Raw genomic sequence first — 20897 nt, forward strand, 5'->3', positions numbered from 1 at the left:
GGCGTCGGCACTGTGCCGGGCCTCTGGGCTCCCCGTCGGTGGCGGACGCGAAATCCGCCACGCCCGGCGCTACCTGCTCCCGTGGCCTGGCCCCTGGCGGCTCCACCGACCACCGCCTTGTGCACGCGGGGCGGGTCTGACATCCGACACCGTTCTGCGGTCAGCGGGCCGCTCGGCCCGCCAGGAGCCGCCGGGGGCTCCACCGCAGCAGTCGGGTCCGGGCCCGTCCGGTCGCCGTCACCAGCCGGGACGAGGTGTCGGTGACCGCCGTGCGCCAGCGCAGCAGCACCGACGGCGGCAGGACCGCCGCGACGAGCCGGGTACGCCGGTCCGCCTGGACGCCGAGCGCGTGGCGGACCGTCCCGAGCGCCGGGTGCAGCTCACCGTCCACCAGCGGGTCGCGAGCGTAGCGCGCCCGCTCCTCGGCCCGGCCGAGAAGGCGGACCGCCGTGGCGGCCGGCTCGTCCTTGGCGAGGGACTCCCGGACCAGCCGGTCGGCGGTGGCCCGGGGGGTCTCCGTCCGGTCCACCCGGACCCGGTAGTCCACCAGGGTGTCGAGCAGTTCGTCCCAGGCGGCGTGCGCGCGGGCCCGGGCGCTGTCGGCGTCCGCCTCGACCACCACCAGCGGACCGGCCCCGCTGGCCTCGCCGGCCGCCGTGGCGACCGGCGTGGCGGCCGGCGCGGCTCCGCGTCGGCGGCGCAGCGTCACCCGGCGCAACGCCGGCACGGCCAGCAGCACCAGAAGCGCCACGGCGGCGGCCACCCACCACGGCCAGATCGGTGCCTGCTCCGTCGAGGCGCCCGTGGTCGGGACGACCCCCTCGTCGACGTTCCGGTTGGCCTCCTCCGGCCCGGCCGGTCCGGCCGACGGGTCGGTCTCGCCCGGCGCGGCCGTGGCACCGGCCGACGGGGTGACCGGGTCGGGCGCGTCGTTGTCCGGCGCCCAGTCCGAGCGGGCGTTGCCGGGCACCCCGTACGCCGGGGTGGCGTCGAACGGCACCCAGCCGATGCCCTCGAAGTAGACCTCGGTCCAGGCGTGCAGGTTCCGGTTGGTCAGGACGTAGGTGTCCCCGTCCCGGCTGCTGCCGTTGGTGAAGCCGAACGCCACCCGGGCCGGGATGCCGGCCGCCCGTACCAGCCAGGCCATCGCAGCGGCGTACTGCTGGCAGAAGCCGGCCTTGTTGGTGAGGAAGTCGACGATGTCCCGGCCGCTGGTGCCTCCCTCGGTGCTCAGCGAGTAGCGGAACCCGTTCCGGGCGGAGAAGTGGTCGTAGATGGCCCGGACCCGGTCGTAGTCGGTCTGGCGTCCCGCGATCAGTTCCGCCACCAGCGCGTCGACCTCGCCGGCCGGCGGCGTGTCGGTGAACCGCTGCACCATCGCGTCCGACGGGGACAGCGACGGGGCCCGGCGCAGCAGCTCCGGGGTGTAGCGGGAACGGACGTAGTCGAACTCGTAGCGCTTGCCGCGGGAGTTCTCCTTGTTGGAGAAGACGATCTGGAGGTTCGGGTCGTACAGCCAGTTGCCGTTCAGCCCGTCGGTGCGGACCGGCGCGGCGTAGACCGGCATCAGCGGCATGTTGAGGTCGCGGGTGGTCTCGACGGTGGCCCGGTACCGGTCCTGCTGCACCCCGCTCACCCCGCTGGTGGGGTCGGGCAGGGCACGGGTGACCGCCCGGCCGGACGGGTTACGCACCCGGAAACCCTCCGGCCGCAGGTCGTCGGCGACCCCGAAACGCAGGTAGAACGGATTGGGCTCGTTGGTGGTGACCTTGACCAGGTCGGCCACCTCGGACTGGTTGAGCTCGCCGCTGAGCGCGGCGAACAGGTCCACCCGGCCGGGGCTGCCGCCGACCCCGGTCCGCCCGTCGCCGTCGCCCGTGCCGGACTGGAGCCGGTCCAGCAGTCCGCCGGTCATCCCGGGCACCGCCAGCGGCGCGAGGACGGCCAGCACCACCCCCACCACGGCCAGCCGACGACCGGCACTGGCCAGCGGGGAGGCCTCCCAGACGTCGACGTCCCGGCCGTCACCGGTGAACCGGCGGCCGAACCGGCGGACCCGGTCGATGTTGTCGCTGACCAGCAGCCAGAGGTAGCCGGCCGCGCCGATCACGAAGGGCACCGGCGGGACGCTCTCGACGTAGACCGCGACCGGTACCGAGTAGATGGCGAGCATCGGCAGACCGGCCAGGGCGGGCCGGCGCAGCCCCACCGCGAGCAGGTCGACCACCACGGCCACCCCGCCCACCCCGAGCACGGTGATGAAGAGCAGCGGGTCGGTGTCGGGGACCTTCACCCCGTACGAGCGCATGTCCTGCACCGAGCCGCCGACCAGCTCACCGAAGTGGGCGAAGGTGCCCGGCGTGGGCAGCACGGCGGCGAGTTCGCTGCCGCTGGGGAACATCCAGGTCAGTGCGATCAGCAGCCCGGCCGCCATGCCGAGCGCCTGCCCCCACAGCGGTGCCCGGACCAGCCGCAGCAGCGCGGCGACCCCGGCGACCACCGCCACCGCGATGGCCGACTGCACCAGCCACGTCCAGCGTTGGAAGATCGCCGACAACGGCGCGGCGGCGAGCAGCGTCGCGGCCGCCGCCACCAGGCCGAGCCCACGGTTCGCGATCACTCGTCCCCCCTCACTTCACGCCACCGGCCACCGTCTCGGCCAGCGCGGCGCGCATCGCGAACCCCTGCGAGCCGCGGGCCGCCTGCGGCCAGAGCACCGGAAGCTGGCTGCCGTGTTCCACCCCGATCACCCGCCACCCGCTCTGCAACAGGGCGAGCGCGGCGGCACCGTGGGCCTGCTGGGCCTCGGCGCGGGCCCGCTCGGGCAGGTTGAGCCAACCGGCGCTGTCCAGCAGGAAGGCCACACAGGTGGCGCCGTTGCCCCGCAACGCGGCCAGCAGGTGGGCCTCGGCGGTGCTGAGCGAGCCGAGCAGGGCGATGATCAGCCCGCCGTCGGCGCGTTGCCGTACCCGCTCGACCAGCGTGGTCAGCTCGCCCCGCTGCTCCAGCCGGACCTCGGCGAGGTGGTCGAGGAGCACCCCGTCACCGGCGGCCTCCGTCGCGTCCACGTCCGCTCCGGAGCCGGTCACCAGGCGCAGCTTGTAGCCGGCCTGGCGCAGGTGCACGGCGATGCTCGCGGCGGCCGAGACGGCCCACTCGAAGCTCGCCGTCGGCCCGTCGCCGCGATGCCCGTACGCGCGGGTGTCCAGCACCACCGTCGCCCGGCTCTCCCACGGCTGTTCCTCCCGGCGCACCATCAGCTCCCCGGTGCGGGCGGTCGACTTCCAGTGCACCCGGCGCAGGTCGTCGCCCATCCGGTACTCGCGGGTCGCCGCGTCGTCCTCGCCGTGCACCGCCACCGAGCGGGCCCGGCTGTCGCCGCTGCCGGCGTACTCGCCGGGGAGCCGGATCGGCGGCAGCGGCGTGACCTGCGGGATCACCGTGAGCCGGTCGGTGCTCGGGAAGGCCCGGCTCAGCTCGCAGAGGCCGAACGGGTCGGTCATCCGCACGCCGAGCGGGCCCACCTCGTACCGGCCGCGCACGTCGGCGCGGACGGTGTACGCCACCGAGCTGGCCTGGAACGCGCCGAGCCGTTCCAGCACCACCCGGGGACGGCTGCCCAGCGCGTACGGCAGCCGGTCCTCGAGCAGCAGCGTCCCGGTGGGCAGGCGGGACATGTTCTGCAACCGCAGCACCACCCGGGAACTGGCCCCGACCGGCGCCCGGTGCGGGTCCATCGACCGGACGCAGGCGAGCTTGTAGCGGCTGCGCCCGACGTACGCGGCGGCGAGCAGCGGCAGCACGGCCAGCAGCACCGCGACCCGGAGCAGGTCCCGCTCCCCGAGCAGCAGTGCCGAGATCGCGGCGGCCACGGCGGCGGCCAGGAAGGACCGGCCGCGGGTGGTGAGCCCGCGCAGCCCGTCGCGCACGGTCACCGCCTCCGCGGCTCGTACGCCGAGCGACCGTTCCCGCTGGTCGGCCGGGTGTCGTACGGGGAGCGCCTGCGGTCCTGCGGAACGGTGAGCCGGTGCACCAGGTCGGAGACGATCGCGTCGGTGGTGCGCCGGGCGAGCTGCGCGTCGGCGGTCGGGATGATCCGGTGCGCCAGCACCGGGACCGCCAACGCCTGGAGGTCGTCGGGGAGGACGTAGTCGCGCCCCTCCAGCGCGGCGACCGCGCGGGCGGTGCGCAGCAGTTGCAGGGTGGCCCGGGGGGACGCGCCCAGCCGCAGCTCGGGGGCCTCGCGGGTGGCGGTGACCAGGTCGATGGCGTACTGCTTCACCGCGTCGGCGACGTGCACCTCGCGGACCGTGGCGATGAGCTGCCGGACGATCGCCGCGTCGGAGACCGGCCGCAGGTCGTCCAGCGGGTCGACCGCGCCGTGCCCGTCGAGCATGGCCAGCTCCGCCTCGGGGCCGGGGTAGCCCATGGCGATCCGCGCGGTGAACCGGTCGCGCTGCGCCTCGGGGAGCGGGTACGTCCCCTCCATCTCGATCGGGTTCTGCGTCGCGATCACCATGAACGGGGTCTGGAGCTGGTAGGTGACGCCGTCGACGGTGACCTGCCGCTCCTCCATGCACTCCAGCAGCGCCGACTGGGTCTTCGGCGAGGCCCGGTTGATCTCGTCGCCGACGACCAGGTTGGCGAAGACGGCACCGGGGCGGAACTCGAAGTCGTGGGTCTCCTGGTTGTAGACGCTGACCCCGGTGACGTCGCTGGGGAGCAGGTCGGGGGTGAACTGGATACGGCGTACCGTGCAGTCGATGGACCGGGCCATCGCCTTGGCGAGCTTGGTCTTGCCGACCCCGGGAACGTCCTCGATGAGCAGGTGACCCTCGGCGAGCAGCACCGCCAGCGCGAGCCGCACGGTGGCTGTCTTACCCTCGATGACCTGCTCGATATTGGCGACGATGGCTTCACTGGCGGCGCGGAACTCGTCGTGCGGCAGGACGCCGCCCACCTCGTCCCAGGTCTGTTGTGTCAACGGGCCTCCCTCTCGTCGCCTGGACGGCAGCTCTGTATAGAGCACCTGGACCCGCCGTGGGGTTCGCGCGTCGAGCCTCTATTGCCGCAGGAATCACTGACAACTCAGGCTAACCATGTTTCCCGCCCGCGCCGAACGCCGCAGGTAGACGGTCGGGTTACCCACCGAATAACCGTCTGGCGGGGGAATTGCGCCGCCGGTCGCGGCGGTGGCGTGGCGGATTCTGCCGGTGGCCCGTCCGCGGGCGGACCGCCACCGTCGTCGCCGGTGGCGGTCCCGTCGGGTGGAAGCCTGCGGCACGCTCCGGGCGGCGGCGGGTACACTGCCGTTCATGGCCGGTTTCCAGCTGCTCCTTACCGGGCCGTGCTGATGCGCTGAACGCGCGACAGCACGGCGACCCCTCCTGCGCGAGGGGCTTTTTTGTGCCCCGAGCAGACCACGGCGAACCGAGACCTGACCTCCGTCCCGCGACGGAGCGTCACCAGCATGACGCCCCCGTCACGGGGCACGACAGACACCGACGCCCCGCGACGGGGCGTCACCAGCACGGCCGAGGCTCGGCCCCGGCGGCCACGAGCGAAGCGAGGACACGCGATGACTGAGGCAGCCGCGAGCGACATCCCCCCGTTCCGGTACACCGCGGCCCTGGCCGACGAGATCGAGCAGCGCTGGCAGGACACCTGGGAGCGGGAGGGGACGTTCCGCGCCCCGAACCCGAGCGGCCCACTGGCCGACCCCGGACACCCCCGGGCCGGTGCGGAGAAGCTCTACGTGCTGGACATGTTCCCCTACCCGTCCGGCGCGGGCCTGCACGTCGGACACCCGCTGGGCTACATCGGCACCGACTGCTACGCCCGCTACCAGCGGATGGCCGGACGCAACGTGCTGCACGCGATGGGCTTCGACGCGTTCGGCCTGCCCGCCGAGCAGTACGCCGTGCAGACCGGCACCCACCCGCGCACCACCACCGAGGCGAACATCGAGCGGTACCGGGCGCAGCTGCGCCGGCTGGGCCTGGCCCACGACGACCGGCGCTCGGTGGCCACCATCGACACCGGGTTCTACCGCTGGACCCAGTGGATCTTCCTGCAGGTCTTCAACTCCTGGTACGACCCCGAGGCACGCAAGGCCCGTCCGGTCGACGACCTGGTCGCCGAGTTCGCCGCCGGCACCCGGCCCACCCCGGACGGCCGCCCCTGGGCCGAGCTGACCGCCGCCGAGCAGCGGAAGGTCGTCGACGACCACCGGCTGGCGTACGTCTCGGAGGCGCCGGTCAACTGGTGCCCGGGGCTGGGCACCGTACTGGCCAACGAGGAGGTCACCGCGGACGGCCGCTCGGAGCGGGGCAACTTCCCGGTCTTCAAGCGCAACCTGAAGCAGTGGATGATGCGGATCACCGCGTACGCCGACCGGCTGGTCGACGATCTGGAGACGCTGGACTGGCCGGAGCCGATCAAGCTGATGCAGCGCAACTGGATCGGCCGCTCCACCGGCGCGCACATCGACTTCCCGACCCCGGCGGCCCCGATCCGGGTCTTCACCACCCGGCCGGACACCGTCTTCGGGGCGACGTACATGGTGCTGGCTCCCGAGCACGAGCTGGTCGACGCGCTGGTGCCGGCTGCCTGGCCGGCGGGGACGAAGGACGCCTGGACCGGTGGACACGCCAGCCCGCGCGCGGCGGTCGAGGCGTACCGGAAGGCGGCGGCGGCCCGCACCGAGACCGAGCGGCAGGCCGAGACGAAGGAGAAGACCGGCGTCTTCGTCGGCGCGTACGCCACCAACCCGGTCACCGGCGGGCAGATCCCGATCTTCATCGCCGACTACGTGCTGGCCGGCTACGGCACCGGCGCGATCATGGCGGTGCCGGCGCAGGACGAGCGGGACTGGGACTTCGCCGAGGCGTTCGACCTGCCGATCGTCCGGACCGTTCAGCCGCCGGAGGGCTTCGACGGCAAGGCGTACACCGGGGACGGGCCGGCGGTCAACAGCGCCGCGCCCGACCGCGGCCTGGACCTGAACGGTCTGGGGGTCGCCGACGCCAAGGCCCGGATCATCGAGTGGCTGGAGGCGAACGGGCACGGCACCGGCGCGGTCACCTACCGGCTGCGCGACTGGCTGTTCAGTCGGCAGCGGTACTGGGGCGAGCCCTTCCCGATCGTCTACGACGCCACCGGTGCCGCCGTCGCGCTGCCCGAGTCGATGCTGCCGGTCGAGCTGCCCGAGGTCGACGACTTCGCGCCGAAGACGTTCGCACCGGACGACGCCACCTCGAACCCGGAGACCCCGCTGTCGCGCCGCCGCGACTGGGTCGAGGTGGAGCTGGACCTGGGGGACGGCCCGCAGCGGTACACCCGGGAGACCAACGTGATGCCGCAGTGGGCCGGCTCCTGCTGGTACGAGCTGCGCTACCTGGACCCGACCAACACCGAGCGGTTCGTCGACGCCGAGAACGAGCGGTACTGGATGGGACCGCGCGGCGAGGGCGACTGCGGGGGTACCGACCTGTACGTGGGCGGCCAGGAGCACGCCGTACTGCACCTGCTGTACGCCCGGTTCTGGCACAAGGTGCTGTACGACCTGGGCCACGTGTCGTCGTTCGAGCCGTTCCGCAGGCTGTTCAACCAGGGCATGATCCAGGCGTACGCCTACACCGACGCCCGGGGCGTGTACGTGCCCGCCGAGGAGGTCGTCGAGGTCGACGGCCGGTACGTCCACGGCGAGGAGAAGGTGCGCCGGGAGTACGGCAAGATGGGCAAGTCGCTGAAGAACGTGGTCACCCCGGACGAGATGTGCGCGGCGTACGGCGCGGACACGTTCCGGGTGTACGAGATGTCGATGGGCCCGCTGGAGGTCTCCCGCCCCTGGGAGACCCGGGCGGTGGTCGGCTCGTACCGCTTCCTGCAACGGGTCTGGCGGACGGTGGTCGACGAGTCCACCGGCGCCCTGCGGATCACCGACGACCCGGCCGACGAGGCCACCCGCCGGCTGCTGCACAAGGTGATCGACGGGGTCCGCGCCGACATGGAGGGGATCCGGTTCAACACCGCGATCGCCAAGCTGATCGAGCTGACCAACGGGCTGACCCGGCTGACCGCCACCCCGCGTGAGGTGGCCGAGCCGCTGGTGCTGATGCTGGCCCCGTTCGCCCCGCACATCGCCGAGGAGCTGTGGCAGCGGCTGGGCCACACCGGCTCGCTGGCGTACGCCGACTTCCCGACCGCCGACCCGGGCCTGCTGGTCTCCGAGACGGTCACCTACCCGGTGCAGGTCAACGGCAAGGTCCGGGGCCGGGTCGAGGTGCCCGCCGACGCGTCCGAGGACGCGGTGCGGGCGGCGGCTCTGGAGGTGGTCGCCGCCTCGCTGGCCGGCAAGGAGCCCCGCAAGGTCATCGTCGTCAAGGGCCGGATGGTGTCGGTGGTCGCCTGACCCGGCGACGGGGTTTGTTGGTTGCAGGGGACCCTTGTTACCGCTTTTTGGCGAGCAGGGGGCCCCTGCAACCACCCGACCCGCCCGGCGTGGCCGGCGTAGGCGGCCCACGCGCCGCCGACCGTGGCCCGCTGCGCGACGTCCGCCCAGGGCGGCGGGTCGCGCCGTTCGAGCAGGCGCTGCCACGCGGGCACCGGCATCGCGTGCCGGAACAGGTTTGGAGCTGCGGCCGATGGTGGCCAGCAGCAGGGCGGTCACCGTCTGTTGTCGTCGATCGCGGTCGGCAGCAGGAGCAGGACCGTCGCGGCGGTGACGATCGCGGGCGCGGTGTGACGGACCAGCGCGCCGAGCCCGGTGTCGACGAGGGTGCAGAGTGGGACCAGCAGCGCGGACGCGCCGATCGCCCGCAGTGCGCCCGGCTCACCGACCGAGATGCCACCCCGGCCGGACAGGACCGCCCGGGGCGATCGCGAAGGCGATCGCCGAGCCGAGGGTCACCAGAACCGTGGTGGCGGCGGTCAGCACGACGAGCTTCGCGGCGGCCACGGATCCCCGGGCGGGCACCGCCGTGAAGGTCGTCCGGAACAGCCCGGAGGCGTACTCGCCGCCCACCGCGACCGCGCCGGACTGGTCACGCCGGCGGGCTGACCTGCCCGCCGGTGCGGCGGCGACGTTCCGCCCGCCACCAGGTGTGGCCGAGCACGACGGTGGCGACCAGGCCGAGCCCGGCGGGGGCGACGGTCAGCCAGTTCACCTCGTCGGGGGTGCTGACCGCCGCGCCGAGCGCCGCGTAGCCGAAGGCGGTGGGTGCCGAGGCGAGCACGCTGCCGACCAGGAACGGCAGCAGCCGCGCGCCGGTGGTGCCGTAGCCGTAGCTGACCAGTCCGAAGCCGGAGATGGGCAGCAGCCGTACGGTCATCACGCCGAACACGCTCTGCCGGGCGAACCAGCGGTCCAGCCGGGCGAGCCGTCCCCGGATCCGTTCGGCGACGAACTCCCGACCGAGGAGCCGGCCGACCGCGAACCCGAGCGCCGCCGCGAGCAGCGCGGCGCCGAGGGCGTACACGGCCCCTTCGAGCGCGCCGAAGAGCACCCCCGAGGCGAGCGTGACGAAGGTGCGGGGCACCAGGGCGACCAGCAGCACCGCGCCGCCGACGATGGCGGCCACCGGGGCGGCGGCACCCAGCCGGTCGGCGTGCGCCGGCAGGTCGGCCAGCTCCGGCCGGGGCACCAGCACCAGCAGCAGCGCGAAGCATCCCAGCAGGAGCAGCAGGGACGCGAACCGGACGGCCGACCGCTGCGCGAGCAGCCGCCGGACCGCCGGGATCACGGCCGGGCGGCGGCCACCGCGGCCCGGCGTTCGGCGCGCAGCCGCTCGGGCCAGGTGTCGTCGAGCGGGGGGAGCTGGTGCGCCCCGGTGGCCCACTTCAGCAGCAGGTCGGCCAGGGCCGGGTTGCGGGCCAGCGCCGGACCGTGGGAGTAGGTGCCGAGCAGCTTGCCCCGCCAGGCTCCCTCGGACTGGCCGTCGTTGCCCACGCCGGCGGTGACCCGGGCGAGCGGCGCGACCCCCGACCCCAGGTGGGTACGTCCGCCGTGGTTCTCGAAGCCGCTCAGCGGGGGCAGGCCCAGCCGGGGGTCGACGTCCCCGGCGAGTTCGCCGACCGCCCGGGACGGACCCCGGTCCGACTGGAGGTCGAGCAGGCCCAGCCCCTGGCAGCGGGTGCCCTTGGCGAAGAACGAGGTGCCGAGCAGCTGGTAGCCGGCGCAGACACCGAAGACGACCGAACCCTGGGCGACCGCCCGGTGCAGCCCGCCGTCGGCGAGCAGCCGCTGCGCGCCCAGCGCCTGCGGGCCGTCCTCGCCACCCCCGATCAGGTAGATGTCGGCCGCGGTGGGCAGCCGCTGGTCGGAGCGGACCTCCAGCACCTCGACCGGCATCCCGCGCTGCTGCGCCCGACGGGCCAGGATCAGCACGTTGCCCCGGTCGCCGTAGGTGGAGAGCAGGTCGGGGTAGATCCAGACGATGCGCAGGCTCTCAGTTGACACGGTCCAACTCCGCTCGGATGTCCTGGAACGCGGTGTAATTGGCGATGACCTCCAGCCGGCCCGCAGGGACGCTGCGGACCGCCTCGTCGAACGAGCGGACGTACTGGAACGGTACGTCGTTGACGTCGAGACGGACGGCCAGGTCGTAGGCCCGGTCACCGGTGATCAGCACCTGCCGGCCGCGCAGCGGGCCGAAGTCGACGTCGAACAGCCAGGAGGTGTCCAGGCCGTCGGGGTCACGGGCGTTGATGGAGAGCAGTGTCGGGGCGTGGTCGGCCATGTCGAAGGCCTCCAGCCAGCTCGCCGGGTTCTTCGCCAGCAGCAGCCGGATGTTGCGACCGTCCCGGTCGACCTGCGCGTACCGGCCGGCGACCGAGGTGACCCCGGAGAGCCGGGAGACCGCGTCGACCGGGCGGACGCCGAACTCGGCGGCGACGGCGAGCGCGGTGGCCGCGTTGCCGAGGTTGACCCGTCCGGGCAGCTGGAGGACGACCTTATGCCACGCGCCGGTCGGGTCGACGACGCCGTCGTCCTCGACGACCCAGTGCGGCTGGGGACGGCGCAGCGGGCAGCCGGAGCACCACCACTGCTCGCCGGAGCGCTGGATGGACGAACCGCACTCGGGGCAGACCCAGGAGTCGTCGTGCCACCGCTGGCCGGCGCTGAACCAGACCACCGCGGGTGGGGTGATCCGGTGGTCGTGGCTGGCCGGTGGGGTGGCCGCCCAGACCACCATCGGGTCGTCGGCGTTGGCCACCACGTGCAGCTCCGGGTGGCGGACCAGCGCGGCCCGCCAGAGCTGCGCCATCATGGCGACCTCCTTGGCCCGGTCGAGCTGGTCGCGGGAGAGGTTGAGCAGGGCCACCACGTGCGGCTCGGTGGCCTCGATGACCTGGGCCAGGTAGTGCTCGTCGACCTCGAGCACCGCGTACGGGGTGCTGCCGGCCTTGGCCAGGGCGGAGGTGTGCCCGGTGGGCATGTTCGCCCCGAACGAGTTGGTGGCGACGGTGCCGAGCACACCGACCGCGGCGGCGGTGAGCCGTGTGGTGGTGGTCTTGCCGTTGGTGCCGGAGACCAGGGCGATGGCCCGCCCCGCCGAGAGGTGGGCCAGCAGGTCCGGGTCGATCTTGAGGCCGATCCAGCCACCGATCACCGAGCCGTCCCCGCGGCCCGCGGCCCGCGACAGTGCCGCGGCAGTGCGCGACACGGAGCTGGCCACCTTTGCCCGCAGGGGCATCTTCGCGTCCGTCACCCGAGCGAGGTTACCGGACCGGTCACTCCGTCAGATCGCCGCCGACGGCGAACCGTTCGGGCGGGTGTCCCCACCCGCCGGGGCGGCCGGGTGGCCGGGCGGACGCGCGGGGCCCGCCGGCCGGAGGCGGCCCGCGCGCCGGCCGGGTGGATCTTGATCCACCGGATGGAGTCGATCAATGTCGGAAAACGGACGCCGGTGGCGGGGCGTTTCCGGCCCCCACGTCGATCCACCCCATCTGACGTGCAGTTTTGTCTTCCGGCGCGACGCGCCGAAGGGTCGTTTCCGGTTGCAGGTGGAGGGAAGTGGAGTAGAGTGGAGCCCAATGGTGAGGCCGGGAGGGCCCACCGGCCCGGGGGGTCAGCGGCGCCGCGAACGCCGTCGAAGGGCGAGGGGGTAGGGCCGTGTTTCTCGGCACCCACACTCCGCGCCTGGACGACAAAGGCCGGTTGATCCTTCCGGCGAGGTTCCGGGACGGACTGGCGGGGGGTGTCGTGATCACCAAGGGGCGAGAACGTTACCTCTGTGTCTTCCCGACGCCGGAGTTCCAGCGCATCGCCGACCAGTTGCGTCAGCAACCGATGACGAACAGGGCCATGCGGGCGTACAGCCGGATCTTCTTCGCCAGCGCGCACGACGAGGTTCCCGACAAGCAGGGGCGGATCACCATCCCGGCCCACCTGCGGGCCTACGCCGACCTGGACCGCGACCTGGCGGTGGTCGGCGAGTACTCCCGCGTGGAGATCTGGGACCGGGCCGCCTGGGAGACCTACAGCGCGGTCGGCGAGGAGGACTTCTCCGACATACCGGAGGGGGTGCTGCCCGGCGGTCTGTAGGGCGTGACGGCGCCCGACGTACTGCGAGATCTCCAGCCGCTTCGCGTTCCTGGCACCCCTTCCCCGGTGCCAGGGGCACGATCCGGTCTCCTCGAGCCGCGGTCGGGGAGCGGGCGGGAGCGGATGGGGATCTGGCGGTACGACGGGGCGTCGGAGCGGCGACACAGACAACACGAGAGAGAAGGTCCGGTACCAGTGGGGGTCGACATGGGGGAGCTACGCGGCACGCATGTGCCGGTACTGCTCGAGCGGTGTCTCGAGCTACTGGCCCCCGCGCTGGACCGGCCCGGGGCGACGGTCCACGTCGACGCCACGCTGGGTCTGGGCGGACACGCCGAGGCGGTGCTCGAGGCACATCCCCGGACCACCCTGATCGGGCTTGACCGGGACACCGAGGCACTGGCGCACTCCCGGGCCCGGCTGGCCCGCTTCGCCGACCGGATCCATCTCGTGCACGCCGTCTACGACGAACTGCCCGAGGTGCTCGAGCGGCTGCGTGTCCCGGCCGTCGACGGGATCCTCTTCGATCTCGGGGTCTCCTCGCTGCAACTGGACGAACCCGACCGCGGGTTCGCCTACGCGCGGGACGCTCCGTTGGACATGCGGATGGACCAGACCCGGGGGACGACCGCGGAGGAGGTGGTCAACACCTACTCCCATCCGGACCTGGCCCGCGTCCTGCGGACCTACGGCGAGGAGCGCTTCGCCGGTCGGATCGCCTCGGCGATCCTCCGGGAACGGGAGCGGGGGCGGATCACCTCGACGGCCCGGCTGGCGGAACTGGTCGAGGCGGCCATTCCGGCGCCGGCGCGACGGACGGGCGGTCACCCGGCAAAGAGAACGTTTCAGGCTTTACGGATCGAGGTAAACAGAGAACTGGCAGCGCTGGAGACGGCGCTGCCGGCCGCGCTCGACACGCTGACCGTGGGTGGCCGCATGGTGGTCCTGTCCTACCAGTCACTGGAGGACCGGCTCACCAAGGCGGCGCTCGCCGAGCGGACCCGACGTCAGGGTCCGGTCGACCTCCCGGTCGAACTGCCCGGCACCGGCCCGACGTTCCGGCTGCTCAGCCGGGGCGCCGAGCTGGCCGGGGAGGCGGAGGTCACGGCGAACCCACGGGCCGCCTCGGTGCGGCTGCGTGCCGCGGAGCGGATCGATCCCGACGCGGAACGCCCACGCGGTGCCGAACGCGAACGGTACCGCCGGCGGGTCAGGGCGATGCACCAGGGGGCGGGGTTGACCACGGGTTCCACAGTGGACCTGCGGGAAGCCCCGGACGACGGCACGACGACGGACGACGAAAAGGGGGAGGGATCATGAACGTCAACAAGCGCGACCGCCGGGACCTTCCCGGCGCGGGGCAGCGTACACCGCGGTCGGGGGGCCGGACCGTGGCGGCGCGGACCGCGTCGGTGGGAACCGGCGCAACCGGATCGGACCGGGCCCGGCGGCAGGGTGAGACTCGCGCCCGGGGGGCGCGCGAGTTCCCGACCCAGGGCAGTGCCGCGCTGCGACCGGCGGAGCGGAGCGCCAGTGCCGCGCGGCCGACCGCGCCGCGACTGCGGGTCGCCCCGCCGCCGCCGGTCTCCGTGCCGCGGGCGCCCTTCGTGGGCCTGGTCCTGGTCCTGGTGGTCGGCGGGGTGCTCGGCATCCTGCTGGTCAACACCAAGATCAACGAGAACGCCTTCCGGCTGGAGAAGCTCCAGCAGCAGCAGGCCAAACTCGACGTCGACGAGCAGCAGCTGAAGAAGCAGATCGCCGAGCACGAGGCACCGGGCAACCTGACCGCCGAGGCCCGCAAGCTGGGTCTGGTCGAGTCGGACGACCCGGCCTTCATCCAGCTGCCCGACGGCCGGATGATCGGCGTGCCCCGCCCGGCGGGCGGCCGGCCGGCCATCACGAGCCAGCAGGGCGCGGGAGACTGACCCGTGGCCCCGAGACCAGAGGAACCGCGCCGGGACGCCACAGGCTCCCGGCGCGGTTCGTCACGTGCCGCGGGCAACCGGGGTGGCGAGCCACGTGAGCCGGGCGTCGGCGGGATCTCCGACGCGCGCTCGTACACGCCTCGGGGCCGTACCGTCCGGGAGAGCCGCGACGAGCGCGCCGGGTTCGCGCGGGGGACCGGTCGGGAGGACCGCGCCGCCCGCGAGACCGGGCTGCCGGGCCGCAGCGAGCGCGAGGAACGCACCGCCGCCGCCCGCCGTACCACCGGCGCCGACCAGCGCCGCAACCCGCGCGGCGGGCGCTCCGCCGACCCGTTCCGCCCGGCCCTCCAGGTGCTCGACGGAGGGCGGACCGGGGCCGGGCGCACCGGCCGTCGGGCCGCGACGGCCACCCGTACCACTGTGATCCGCACCGTCGACCCGGCTGGCGCCCCGGGGAGCGAGGAAACCCCGCCGCCGCGTCGTCGTACCCCACGGCCGGCGTCCGCCGTGCGACGGCCCGTGCGCAAGCCGCGCCGTGCGCCGCTGCTCGCCGACTCACGCCGCCGGCTACGGCTCGGCACCGTCCTCACCCTCGCCCTGTTCGCCGTCATCGGCATCCGCCTCGTCGCGCTCCAGGCCGTGGAGGCCCCCGCGTACGCCGGGGGTGGCGTCGCCGACCGGCTGCGTACGGTGGAACTGCCGGCCGCGCGCGGGGCGATATACGACCGGGACGGCAACCCGCTGGCGCACAGCGTCGAGGCCCGGTACGTCTTCGCCGACCCGACGCGGGTGAAGGACATCCCGGCCACCGCCAAGGCGCTCTCCCCGCTGCTCGGCATCCCCGCCTCGGACCTGGCCGAGCGGATGGCCCCGCGCACCCGCGAGGACGGCCGGGAGTCAGAGTTCGAGTACCTCGCCCGGGGCGTCGAGATCGACACAGCCCGGAAGATCATGGCGTTGGAGTTGTCCGGCATCGGCGCGCACCGCGACGAGCGCCGCGAGGTGCCCGGCGGTGACCTGGCGGCGAACCTGATCGGTTTCACCAGCCAGGACATGGTCGGGCTGGAGGGCCTGGAGGCCCGCTACGACGACCTGCTCGCCGGTGAGGACGGCAAGCGGGTCTTCGAGATCGGCAAGGGCGACCTGAGCGCGCCGATCCCCGGTGGCTACCGCGAGACCACCGAGGCGAAGCCGGGCAGCTCGCTCACCCTCACCACCGACCGGGACCTCCAGTACCGCACGCAGGAGATCCTCAGCGACCGGATGGCGAAGGTCAGCGGCAGCACCGGCGCGGCGGTCGTCATCGAGATCCCGTCCGGTGAGATCCTGGCCCAGGCCAGCCACCCCACCTACAACGCCGCCGCTCCGGACAAGAGCAAGCCCACCGACCGGGAGGACGCGGCCACCAGCTTCGTGGTCGACCCCGGCTCGGTGCACAAGGCGATCACCTTCGGCGCGGCGCTCCAGGAGGGCGTGATCAAGCCCGACACGGCGTTTCCGGTGGAGAACTCCATCGTGAAGGGGGACACCCGCTTCTCCGACAGCCATCCGGCGGACGGGCGGCGGATGAGCCTGCCGGGGATGATGGCCTACTCCTCCAACGTCGGCACCATCAAGATCGCCGACCAGCTCGGCAAGGAGAAGCTCTACGCGTACCAGCAGCGCTTCGGGCTGGGCAAGCGCACCGAGGTGGGCATGCCCGGCGAGGCGCCCGGTCGGCTGCTGCCGCCGTCGGAGTGGAGCGACTCGTCGTACGGGTCGGTGCCGATCGGACACAGCGTGGACGCCACCCCGTTGCAGATGGCGGCCGTCTACGCGACGATCGCCAACAACGGCACCTGGGTCCAGCCGCGCCTGGTCAAGGAGACCATCGACCCGAACGGCAAGCGCACCCCGACCAAGGCACCGGCCACCCGGAAGGTGCTCAGCCCGGAGAACGCCGCCGCCCTGCGCCACATCCTGGAGGCGGTGACCACCGTCGAGGACGCCACCGGCCTGACGGCCGCGATCCCGGGCTACCGGGTCGCCGGCAAGACCGGCACCGGTTGGCGGTTGGTCGACGGGAAGAAGCAGCCCGGTGAGGTCGCCTCGTTCATCGGGATGGCCCCGGCGGAGAACCCGCGCTACGTGATTGCCGTCTTCGCGCACACCCCGGGTGGGGGCGGCGGCGCGATCGCCGGCCCGGCCTTCCGCGACATGATGGGCTTCACCCTGCGCCACTTCAAGGTGCCACCGACCGGCGATAAGCGACCGGAGTTCACGGTCTATCCGCGCTGACCAGGCACACCGGGACATCATCGGTGAGTGGGGGCGAACCACCGGGGCGGCTGTGCGGTCCCTGCCGACCGACCGGGTAGGGTCTGACGCCGTGCCCGGCAATCCACGCCCCCGTACCGTGATCGGAATCCGGCTCGGCGAACTCGCCGCGCGACTCGGTGTCGCGCCGCCGGCGCAGGTCGCGGACGTGTCGGTGACCGGGGTGACCCACGCCAGCCAGGAGGTCCGCCCTGGCGACCTGTACGCCGCGCTGCCCGGCGCACGCCGGCACGGCGCGGAGTTCGCCGCCGGTGCGGCGGCGGCCGGGGCGGTGGCCGCGCTGACCGACGAGGCCGGACGGGCGGCGGTGGCCGCCGCCGGGCTGCCGGCGCTGGTCGTCGCCGACCCGCGCGAGGCGCTCGGCCCGCTCGCCTCCGCCGTCTACGGCGACCCGACCGAGGGGCTCACTGTCATCGGGGTGACCGGCACCGCCGGCAAGACCTCCACCGCCTACCTGGTCGAGTCCGGGCTGCGCGCCGCCGGGCACACCACCGGCCTGATCGGCACCGTGGAGACCCGCCTCGGCGACCTCGTGGTGGAGAGCGTGCGGACCACCCCGGAGGCCACCGACCTGCACGCCATGCTCGCCGCCGCCCGGGAACGCGGGGTGAGCGCGGTGGTCATGGAGGTCTCCAGCCACGCGCTGGCCATGGGGCGGGTCGGCGGCGTCCGGTTCGCCGTCGGCGGATACACCAACTTCGGCTCCGACCACCTGGACTTCCACGCCGACACCGCCGACTACTTCGCGGCCAAGGCCCGGCTCTTCGACGGCCGTTGCGCGGCCGAGGTGCTCAACCTCGACGACCCGGCGCTGCGATCGCTCTTCCGGCCGGCCACGGTCAGCTACTCGGCGGCCGGCGACCCGTCCGCCACCTGGTGGGCCTCGGACGTCGACGACGCCGGCTACGCCCAGCGGTTCACCGCGCACGGCCCGGACGGGCTGACCCTCTCCGCCGGGGTGGCGCTGCCCGGCCGGCACAACGTGGCCAACGCCCTGCTCGCCATCGCCAGCCTGGTGGCGGTCGGGGTGGACCCGCGTACCGCCGCGGCGGGGGTGGCCGAGTGCCTGGGCGTGCCGGGGCGGCTGGAGCTGGTGCGGGCGCCCGGCCCGGTGAAGGGCGTGGTCGACTACGCGCACAAGCCGGACGCGATCGTCGCCGCCCTGACCGCGCTGCGTGAGCTGACCACCGGCGGTGGCGGGTTGATCTGCGTCATCGGGGCCGGCGGGGACCGGGACCGGGGCAAGCGCCCGGTGATGGGGGCGGCCGCCGCCCGGGGAGCCGACGTGGTCCTGGTGACCGACGACAACCCGCGTACCGAGGACCCGGCGGCGATCCGGGCCGAGGTCCGGGCCGGTGCCGAGACGACCGCCGGCAGGGTGGCGACCGTCCTCGACGTGGCCGGCCGGCGCGCCGCCATCGACGAGGCGGTCCGGATGGCCGGGCCGGGCGACGTGGTGGCCGTGCTCGGCAAGGGCCACGAACGCGGTCAGGAGGTCGGCGGCGAGGTGCTGCCGTTCGACGACCGTACGGAACTGGCGGACGCGCTGCGCGCCCGCTTCGGCGACCGGGTGGAGCAGTCGTGATCACACTGACCCTGGCCGAGCTGGCCGCCGCCGTCGACGGGCGGCTGGTCGGCGCCGACCCGACCGCCACGGTGACCGGCGCGGTCGAGTTCGACTCCCGCAAGGTCCCCCCCGGCGGACTCTTCGTCGCCTTCGACGGGGAGAAGGTCGACGGGCACGACTACGCGGCCCGCGCGGTGGCCGACGGCGCGGTCGCCGTCCTCGGCACCCGGGAGGTGCCCGGCGTACCGATGGTGCTGGTCGCCGACGCGCTCGCCGCGCTGGGCCGCCTCGCCCGCGCCGTGGTGGACCGGCTGCCGGAACTGACCGTCATCGGCATCACCGGCTCCTCCGGCAAGACCACCACCAAGGACCTGATCGCCCAGCTCACCGCCCGGCTCGGCCCGACGGTGGCCCCGCCCGGGTCGTTCAACAACGAGCTGGGACACCCGTACACGGCGTTGCAGGCGGGGCCGGACACCCGGTTCCTGGTGCTGGAGAAGGGCGCCCGCGGGGTGGGGCACGTCCGCTACCTCTGCGACGTGGTGCCACCCCGGATCTCGGTGGTGCTCAACGTGGGGGTGGCGCACATCGGGGAGTTCGGCTCCCGGGAGACGATCGCCATGGCCAAGGGGGAACTGGTCGAGGCGCTGCCGGTCGACGGGCTCGCCGTGCTCAACGCCGACGACCCGCTGGTCGCCGCGATGGCCACCCGCACCCGGGGCCGGGTGGTCCGCTACGGCGAGGCGGTCGACGCCGACGTGCGCGCCACCGATGTGACGCTGGACGACCGGGGGCGCCCCTCGTACACGCTGGTCACGCCGGAGGGTGCCGTACCGGTGCGGCTCGGGCTGACCGGCCGCCACCAGATCTCCAACTCGCTGGCCGCCGCGGCGGTGGCCCGGGAACTGGGCATGCCCCTGGCCGACCTCGCCGAGGCGCTCGGTGGGCTGGGGCTGGTCTCGACCCGGCGGATGGACGTCTTCGACCGTCCCGACGGGGTGACGGTGATCGACGACTCGTACAACGCCAACCCGGCGTCGATGGCGGTGGCGCTGCGCGCGCTGGCCGGCATGCGTCGGGACGGGCGGACGATCGCGGTGCTCGGCTACATGGCCGAACTGGGCCTGTTCGAGGTCGACGGGCACCGGGAGGTCGGCCGACTCGCGGCCGAACTGGGTGTCGACCGGCTGCTCGTGGTGGGCGAGGCGGCGGCACCGATCCAAGCAGGCGCGACAGCGGTAGGAAACTGGGGAGGAGAATCGGTGCTGCTCACCGATCAGGCGGCGGCCGTAGAGGTGCTGCGCAGCGAGCTACGACCAGGGGACGTGGTCCTGGTGAAGGGCTCCCGGTACCGCACCTGGGAGGTGGTCGACGCGCTGCGCGTCGACACCGGGGGTGGGGACGCCGCATGAGGGCCGTCATCGTGGCCATCGGGGTGGCCTTCCTGGTCTCGCTCCTCACCACCCCGATCGCGATCCGGGTGTTCACCCGACTGAAGGCGGGACAGCCGATCCGGGCCGAGGGCCCGATCATGCACCAGGGCAAGAAGGGCACGCCCACCATGGGTGGCGTGGTGTTCATCGTCGCCACGGTCATCGCGTACGTCGCCGGGCACCTGGCCCTGACCACGCTGCCGGACCAGCAGATCGCCCAAGTCGAGCCGACCATCACCGCGCTGGTGCTGCTCGGTCTGATGGTCTTCTCCGGCGCGGTCGGTTTCATCGACGACTTCCTCAAGGTGCGCAAGCGCAACAGCGCCGGGCTGAACAAGCGCGGCAAGCTGCTCGGGCAGATCCTGGTCGGCGCGGTCTTCGGCGTGGTGGCGCTCTACTTCCCCAGCAGCATGACCGACCCGACTGGTGTGATCACCAACGTCGAGACCGTCGGCAGCACCACGCTGAGCTTCATCCGGGACATCCCGGCGCTGGAGGTCGGCAAGATCGCCTCGGTGGTCATCTTCATCTTCGTGGTGATGGCGGCGACCAACGGCGTGAACCTCACCGACGGTCTGGACGGCCTGGCCACCGGCGCGTCGGTGATGGTGCTCGCCGCGTACGCGGTGATCGCGTTCTGGCAGTACCGGCACTGGTGCGCCGACCCGAACTACACCGAGGACTACTGCTACAGCGTCCGGGACCCGCTGGAGATCGCGCTGATCGCGGGCGCGGGGGCCGGCGCCTGTGTCGGCTTCCTCTGGTGGAACACCTCACCGGCCCGGATCTTCATGGGCGACACCGGCGCGCTCGGGCTGGGCGGGCTGATCGCCGGCATGGCGATGTCCACCCGTACCGTGCTGCTGCTGCCGATCATCGGCGGCCTCTTCGTGATCATCACGATGTCGGTGGTCATCCAGATCATCTCCTTCCGCACCACCGGTAAACGGGTGTTCCGGATGTCCCCGCTCCAGCACCACTTCGAGTTGGCCGGCTGGAGCGAGGTCAACATCGTGGTCCGCTTCTGGATCATCGCAGGGATCGGGGTGGCCATCGCGCTCGGCCTCTTCTACAGCGAGTTCCTCGCCAACGTCAGCTGACCGCTCCTC

At 73.3% G+C, this 20897-nt stretch carries 15 protein-coding genes; 8 read left to right on the forward strand and 7 right to left on the reverse strand.

Annotation, left to right across the window (positions count from 1 at the left end):
* Positions 1–160 precede the first annotated feature (160 nt).
* From GA0074694_RS17985 to GA0074694_RS17995, 3 genes are read right to left on the reverse strand one after another with little or no spacing between them, the layout of a single operon-like run.
* Positions 161–2620, reverse strand: a complete 2460-nt coding sequence (locus GA0074694_RS17985; protein WP_091459882.1) for a transglutaminase TgpA family protein — start codon at positions 2618–2620, stop codon at positions 161–163.
* Between the two features lie 10 nt (positions 2621–2630).
* On the reverse strand, positions 2631–3929 hold the full coding sequence (locus GA0074694_RS17990) for a DUF58 domain-containing protein (protein ID WP_091463363.1): 1299 nt from the start codon (positions 3927–3929) through the stop codon (positions 2631–2633).
* 2 nt (positions 3930–3931) lie between these two features.
* Positions 3932–4984, reverse strand: a complete 1053-nt coding sequence (locus GA0074694_RS17995) for an AAA family ATPase (RefSeq protein ID WP_091459885.1) — start codon at positions 4982–4984, stop codon at positions 3932–3934.
* A 594-nt stretch (positions 4985–5578) separates the two neighbouring features.
* On the opposite strand from GA0074694_RS17995, the gene leuS reads away from it, so the two are divergent.
* Positions 5579–8413, forward strand: a complete 2835-nt coding sequence (leuS, locus tag GA0074694_RS18000) for a leucine--tRNA ligase (RefSeq protein ID WP_091459888.1) — start codon at positions 5579–5581, stop codon at positions 8411–8413.
* A 420-nt stretch (positions 8414–8833) separates the two neighbouring features.
* Here leuS and GA0074694_RS18005 read toward each other — a convergent pair whose 3' ends face one another.
* The 4 genes from GA0074694_RS18005 to GA0074694_RS18020 are packed head-to-tail and all read right to left on the reverse strand — an operon-like array spanning position 8834 to position 11696.
* Positions 8834–9025: a hypothetical protein gene (locus GA0074694_RS18005; protein ID WP_091459890.1), complete on the reverse strand. Its 192-nt coding sequence runs from the start codon at positions 9023–9025 to the stop codon at positions 8834–8836.
* Between the two features lie 19 nt (positions 9026–9044).
* On the reverse strand, positions 9045–9797 hold the full coding sequence (locus tag GA0074694_RS18010; RefSeq protein WP_425413661.1) for a TVP38/TMEM64 family protein: 753 nt from the start codon (positions 9795–9797) through the stop codon (positions 9045–9047).
* Positions 9740–10459 (reverse strand): type 1 glutamine amidotransferase, encoded by a 720-nt coding sequence (locus tag GA0074694_RS18015; RefSeq protein ID WP_091459894.1) that lies wholly within the window; start codon positions 10457–10459, stop codon positions 9740–9742. The genes GA0074694_RS18010 and GA0074694_RS18015 overlap by 58 nt, the downstream gene beginning before the upstream one ends.
* Entirely contained in the window at positions 10449–11696 is a 1248-nt protein-coding gene (locus GA0074694_RS18020) for a MurT ligase domain-containing protein (RefSeq protein WP_091463364.1), read from the reverse strand. The genes GA0074694_RS18015 and GA0074694_RS18020 overlap by 11 nt, the downstream gene beginning before the upstream one ends.
* A gap of 419 nt (positions 11697–12115) precedes the next feature.
* On the opposite strand from GA0074694_RS18020, the gene mraZ reads away from it, so the two are divergent.
* From mraZ to mraY, 7 genes are all read left to right on the forward strand, one after another.
* Complete coding sequence (gene mraZ / locus GA0074694_RS18030) at positions 12116–12547, forward strand: division/cell wall cluster transcriptional repressor MraZ (protein ID WP_091459897.1); 432 nt, start codon at positions 12116–12118, stop codon at positions 12545–12547.
* A gap of 207 nt (positions 12548–12754) precedes the next feature.
* On the forward strand, positions 12755–13867 hold the full coding sequence (rsmH, locus tag GA0074694_RS18035) for a 16S rRNA (cytosine(1402)-N(4))-methyltransferase RsmH (RefSeq protein WP_091463365.1): 1113 nt from the start codon (positions 12755–12757) through the stop codon (positions 13865–13867).
* On the forward strand, positions 13864–14472 hold the full coding sequence (gene ftsL / locus GA0074694_RS18040; RefSeq protein ID WP_091459898.1) for a cell division protein FtsL: 609 nt from the start codon (positions 13864–13866) through the stop codon (positions 14470–14472). Before rsmH ends, ftsL begins: the two co-directional genes overlap by 4 nt.
* 3 nt (positions 14473–14475) lie before the next feature.
* Positions 14476–16749: a peptidoglycan D,D-transpeptidase FtsI family protein gene (locus GA0074694_RS18045; RefSeq protein ID WP_091459901.1), complete on the forward strand. Its 2274-nt coding sequence runs from the start codon at positions 14476–14478 to the stop codon at positions 16747–16749.
* Positions 16750–16801: 52 nt separating this feature from the next.
* Positions 16802–18373 carry a UDP-N-acetylmuramoyl-L-alanyl-D-glutamate--2,6-diaminopimelate ligase gene (locus GA0074694_RS18050; RefSeq protein ID WP_091459903.1) on the forward strand — a complete coding sequence of 524 codons (1572 nt, stop codon included), beginning with the start codon at positions 16802–16804 and terminating at the stop codon, positions 18371–18373.
* Positions 18370–19767 (forward strand): UDP-N-acetylmuramoyl-tripeptide--D-alanyl-D-alanine ligase, encoded by a 1398-nt coding sequence (locus GA0074694_RS18055; RefSeq protein ID WP_091459906.1) that lies wholly within the window; start codon positions 18370–18372, stop codon positions 19765–19767. Before GA0074694_RS18050 ends, GA0074694_RS18055 begins: the two co-directional genes overlap by 4 nt.
* Positions 19764–20888, forward strand: coding sequence for a phospho-N-acetylmuramoyl-pentapeptide-transferase (gene mraY / locus GA0074694_RS18060; protein WP_091459908.1), 1125 nt, complete (start codon positions 19764–19766; stop codon positions 20886–20888). Before GA0074694_RS18055 ends, mraY begins: the two co-directional genes overlap by 4 nt.
* Positions 20889–20897 lie beyond the last annotated feature (9 nt).

The organism is Micromonospora inyonensis, assembly GCF_900091415.1.
Taxonomy (GTDB): Bacteria; Actinomycetota; Actinomycetes; order Mycobacteriales; family Micromonosporaceae; genus Micromonospora; species Micromonospora inyonensis.

Bases quoted from the DNA above. Each gene is read 5' to 3' on its own strand.
- leuS (WP_091459888.1), top strand. From the start codon at position 5,579: ATGACTGAGGCAGCCGCGAGCGACATCCCCCCGTTCCGGTACACCGCG.
- mraY (WP_091459908.1), top strand. From the start codon at position 19,764: ATGAGGGCCGTCATCGTGGCCATCGGGGTGGCCTTCCTGGTCTCGCTC.
- ftsL (WP_091459898.1), top strand. From the start codon at position 13,864: ATGAACGTCAACAAGCGCGACCGCCGGGACCTTCCCGGCGCGGGGCAG.
- rsmH (WP_091463365.1), top strand. From the start codon at position 12,755: ATGGGGGAGCTACGCGGCACGCATGTGCCGGTACTGCTCGAGCGGTGT.
- GA0074694_RS18020 (WP_091463364.1), bottom strand. From the start codon at position 11,696: ATGCCCCTGCGGGCAAAGGTGGCCAGCTCCGTGTCGCGCACTGCCGCG.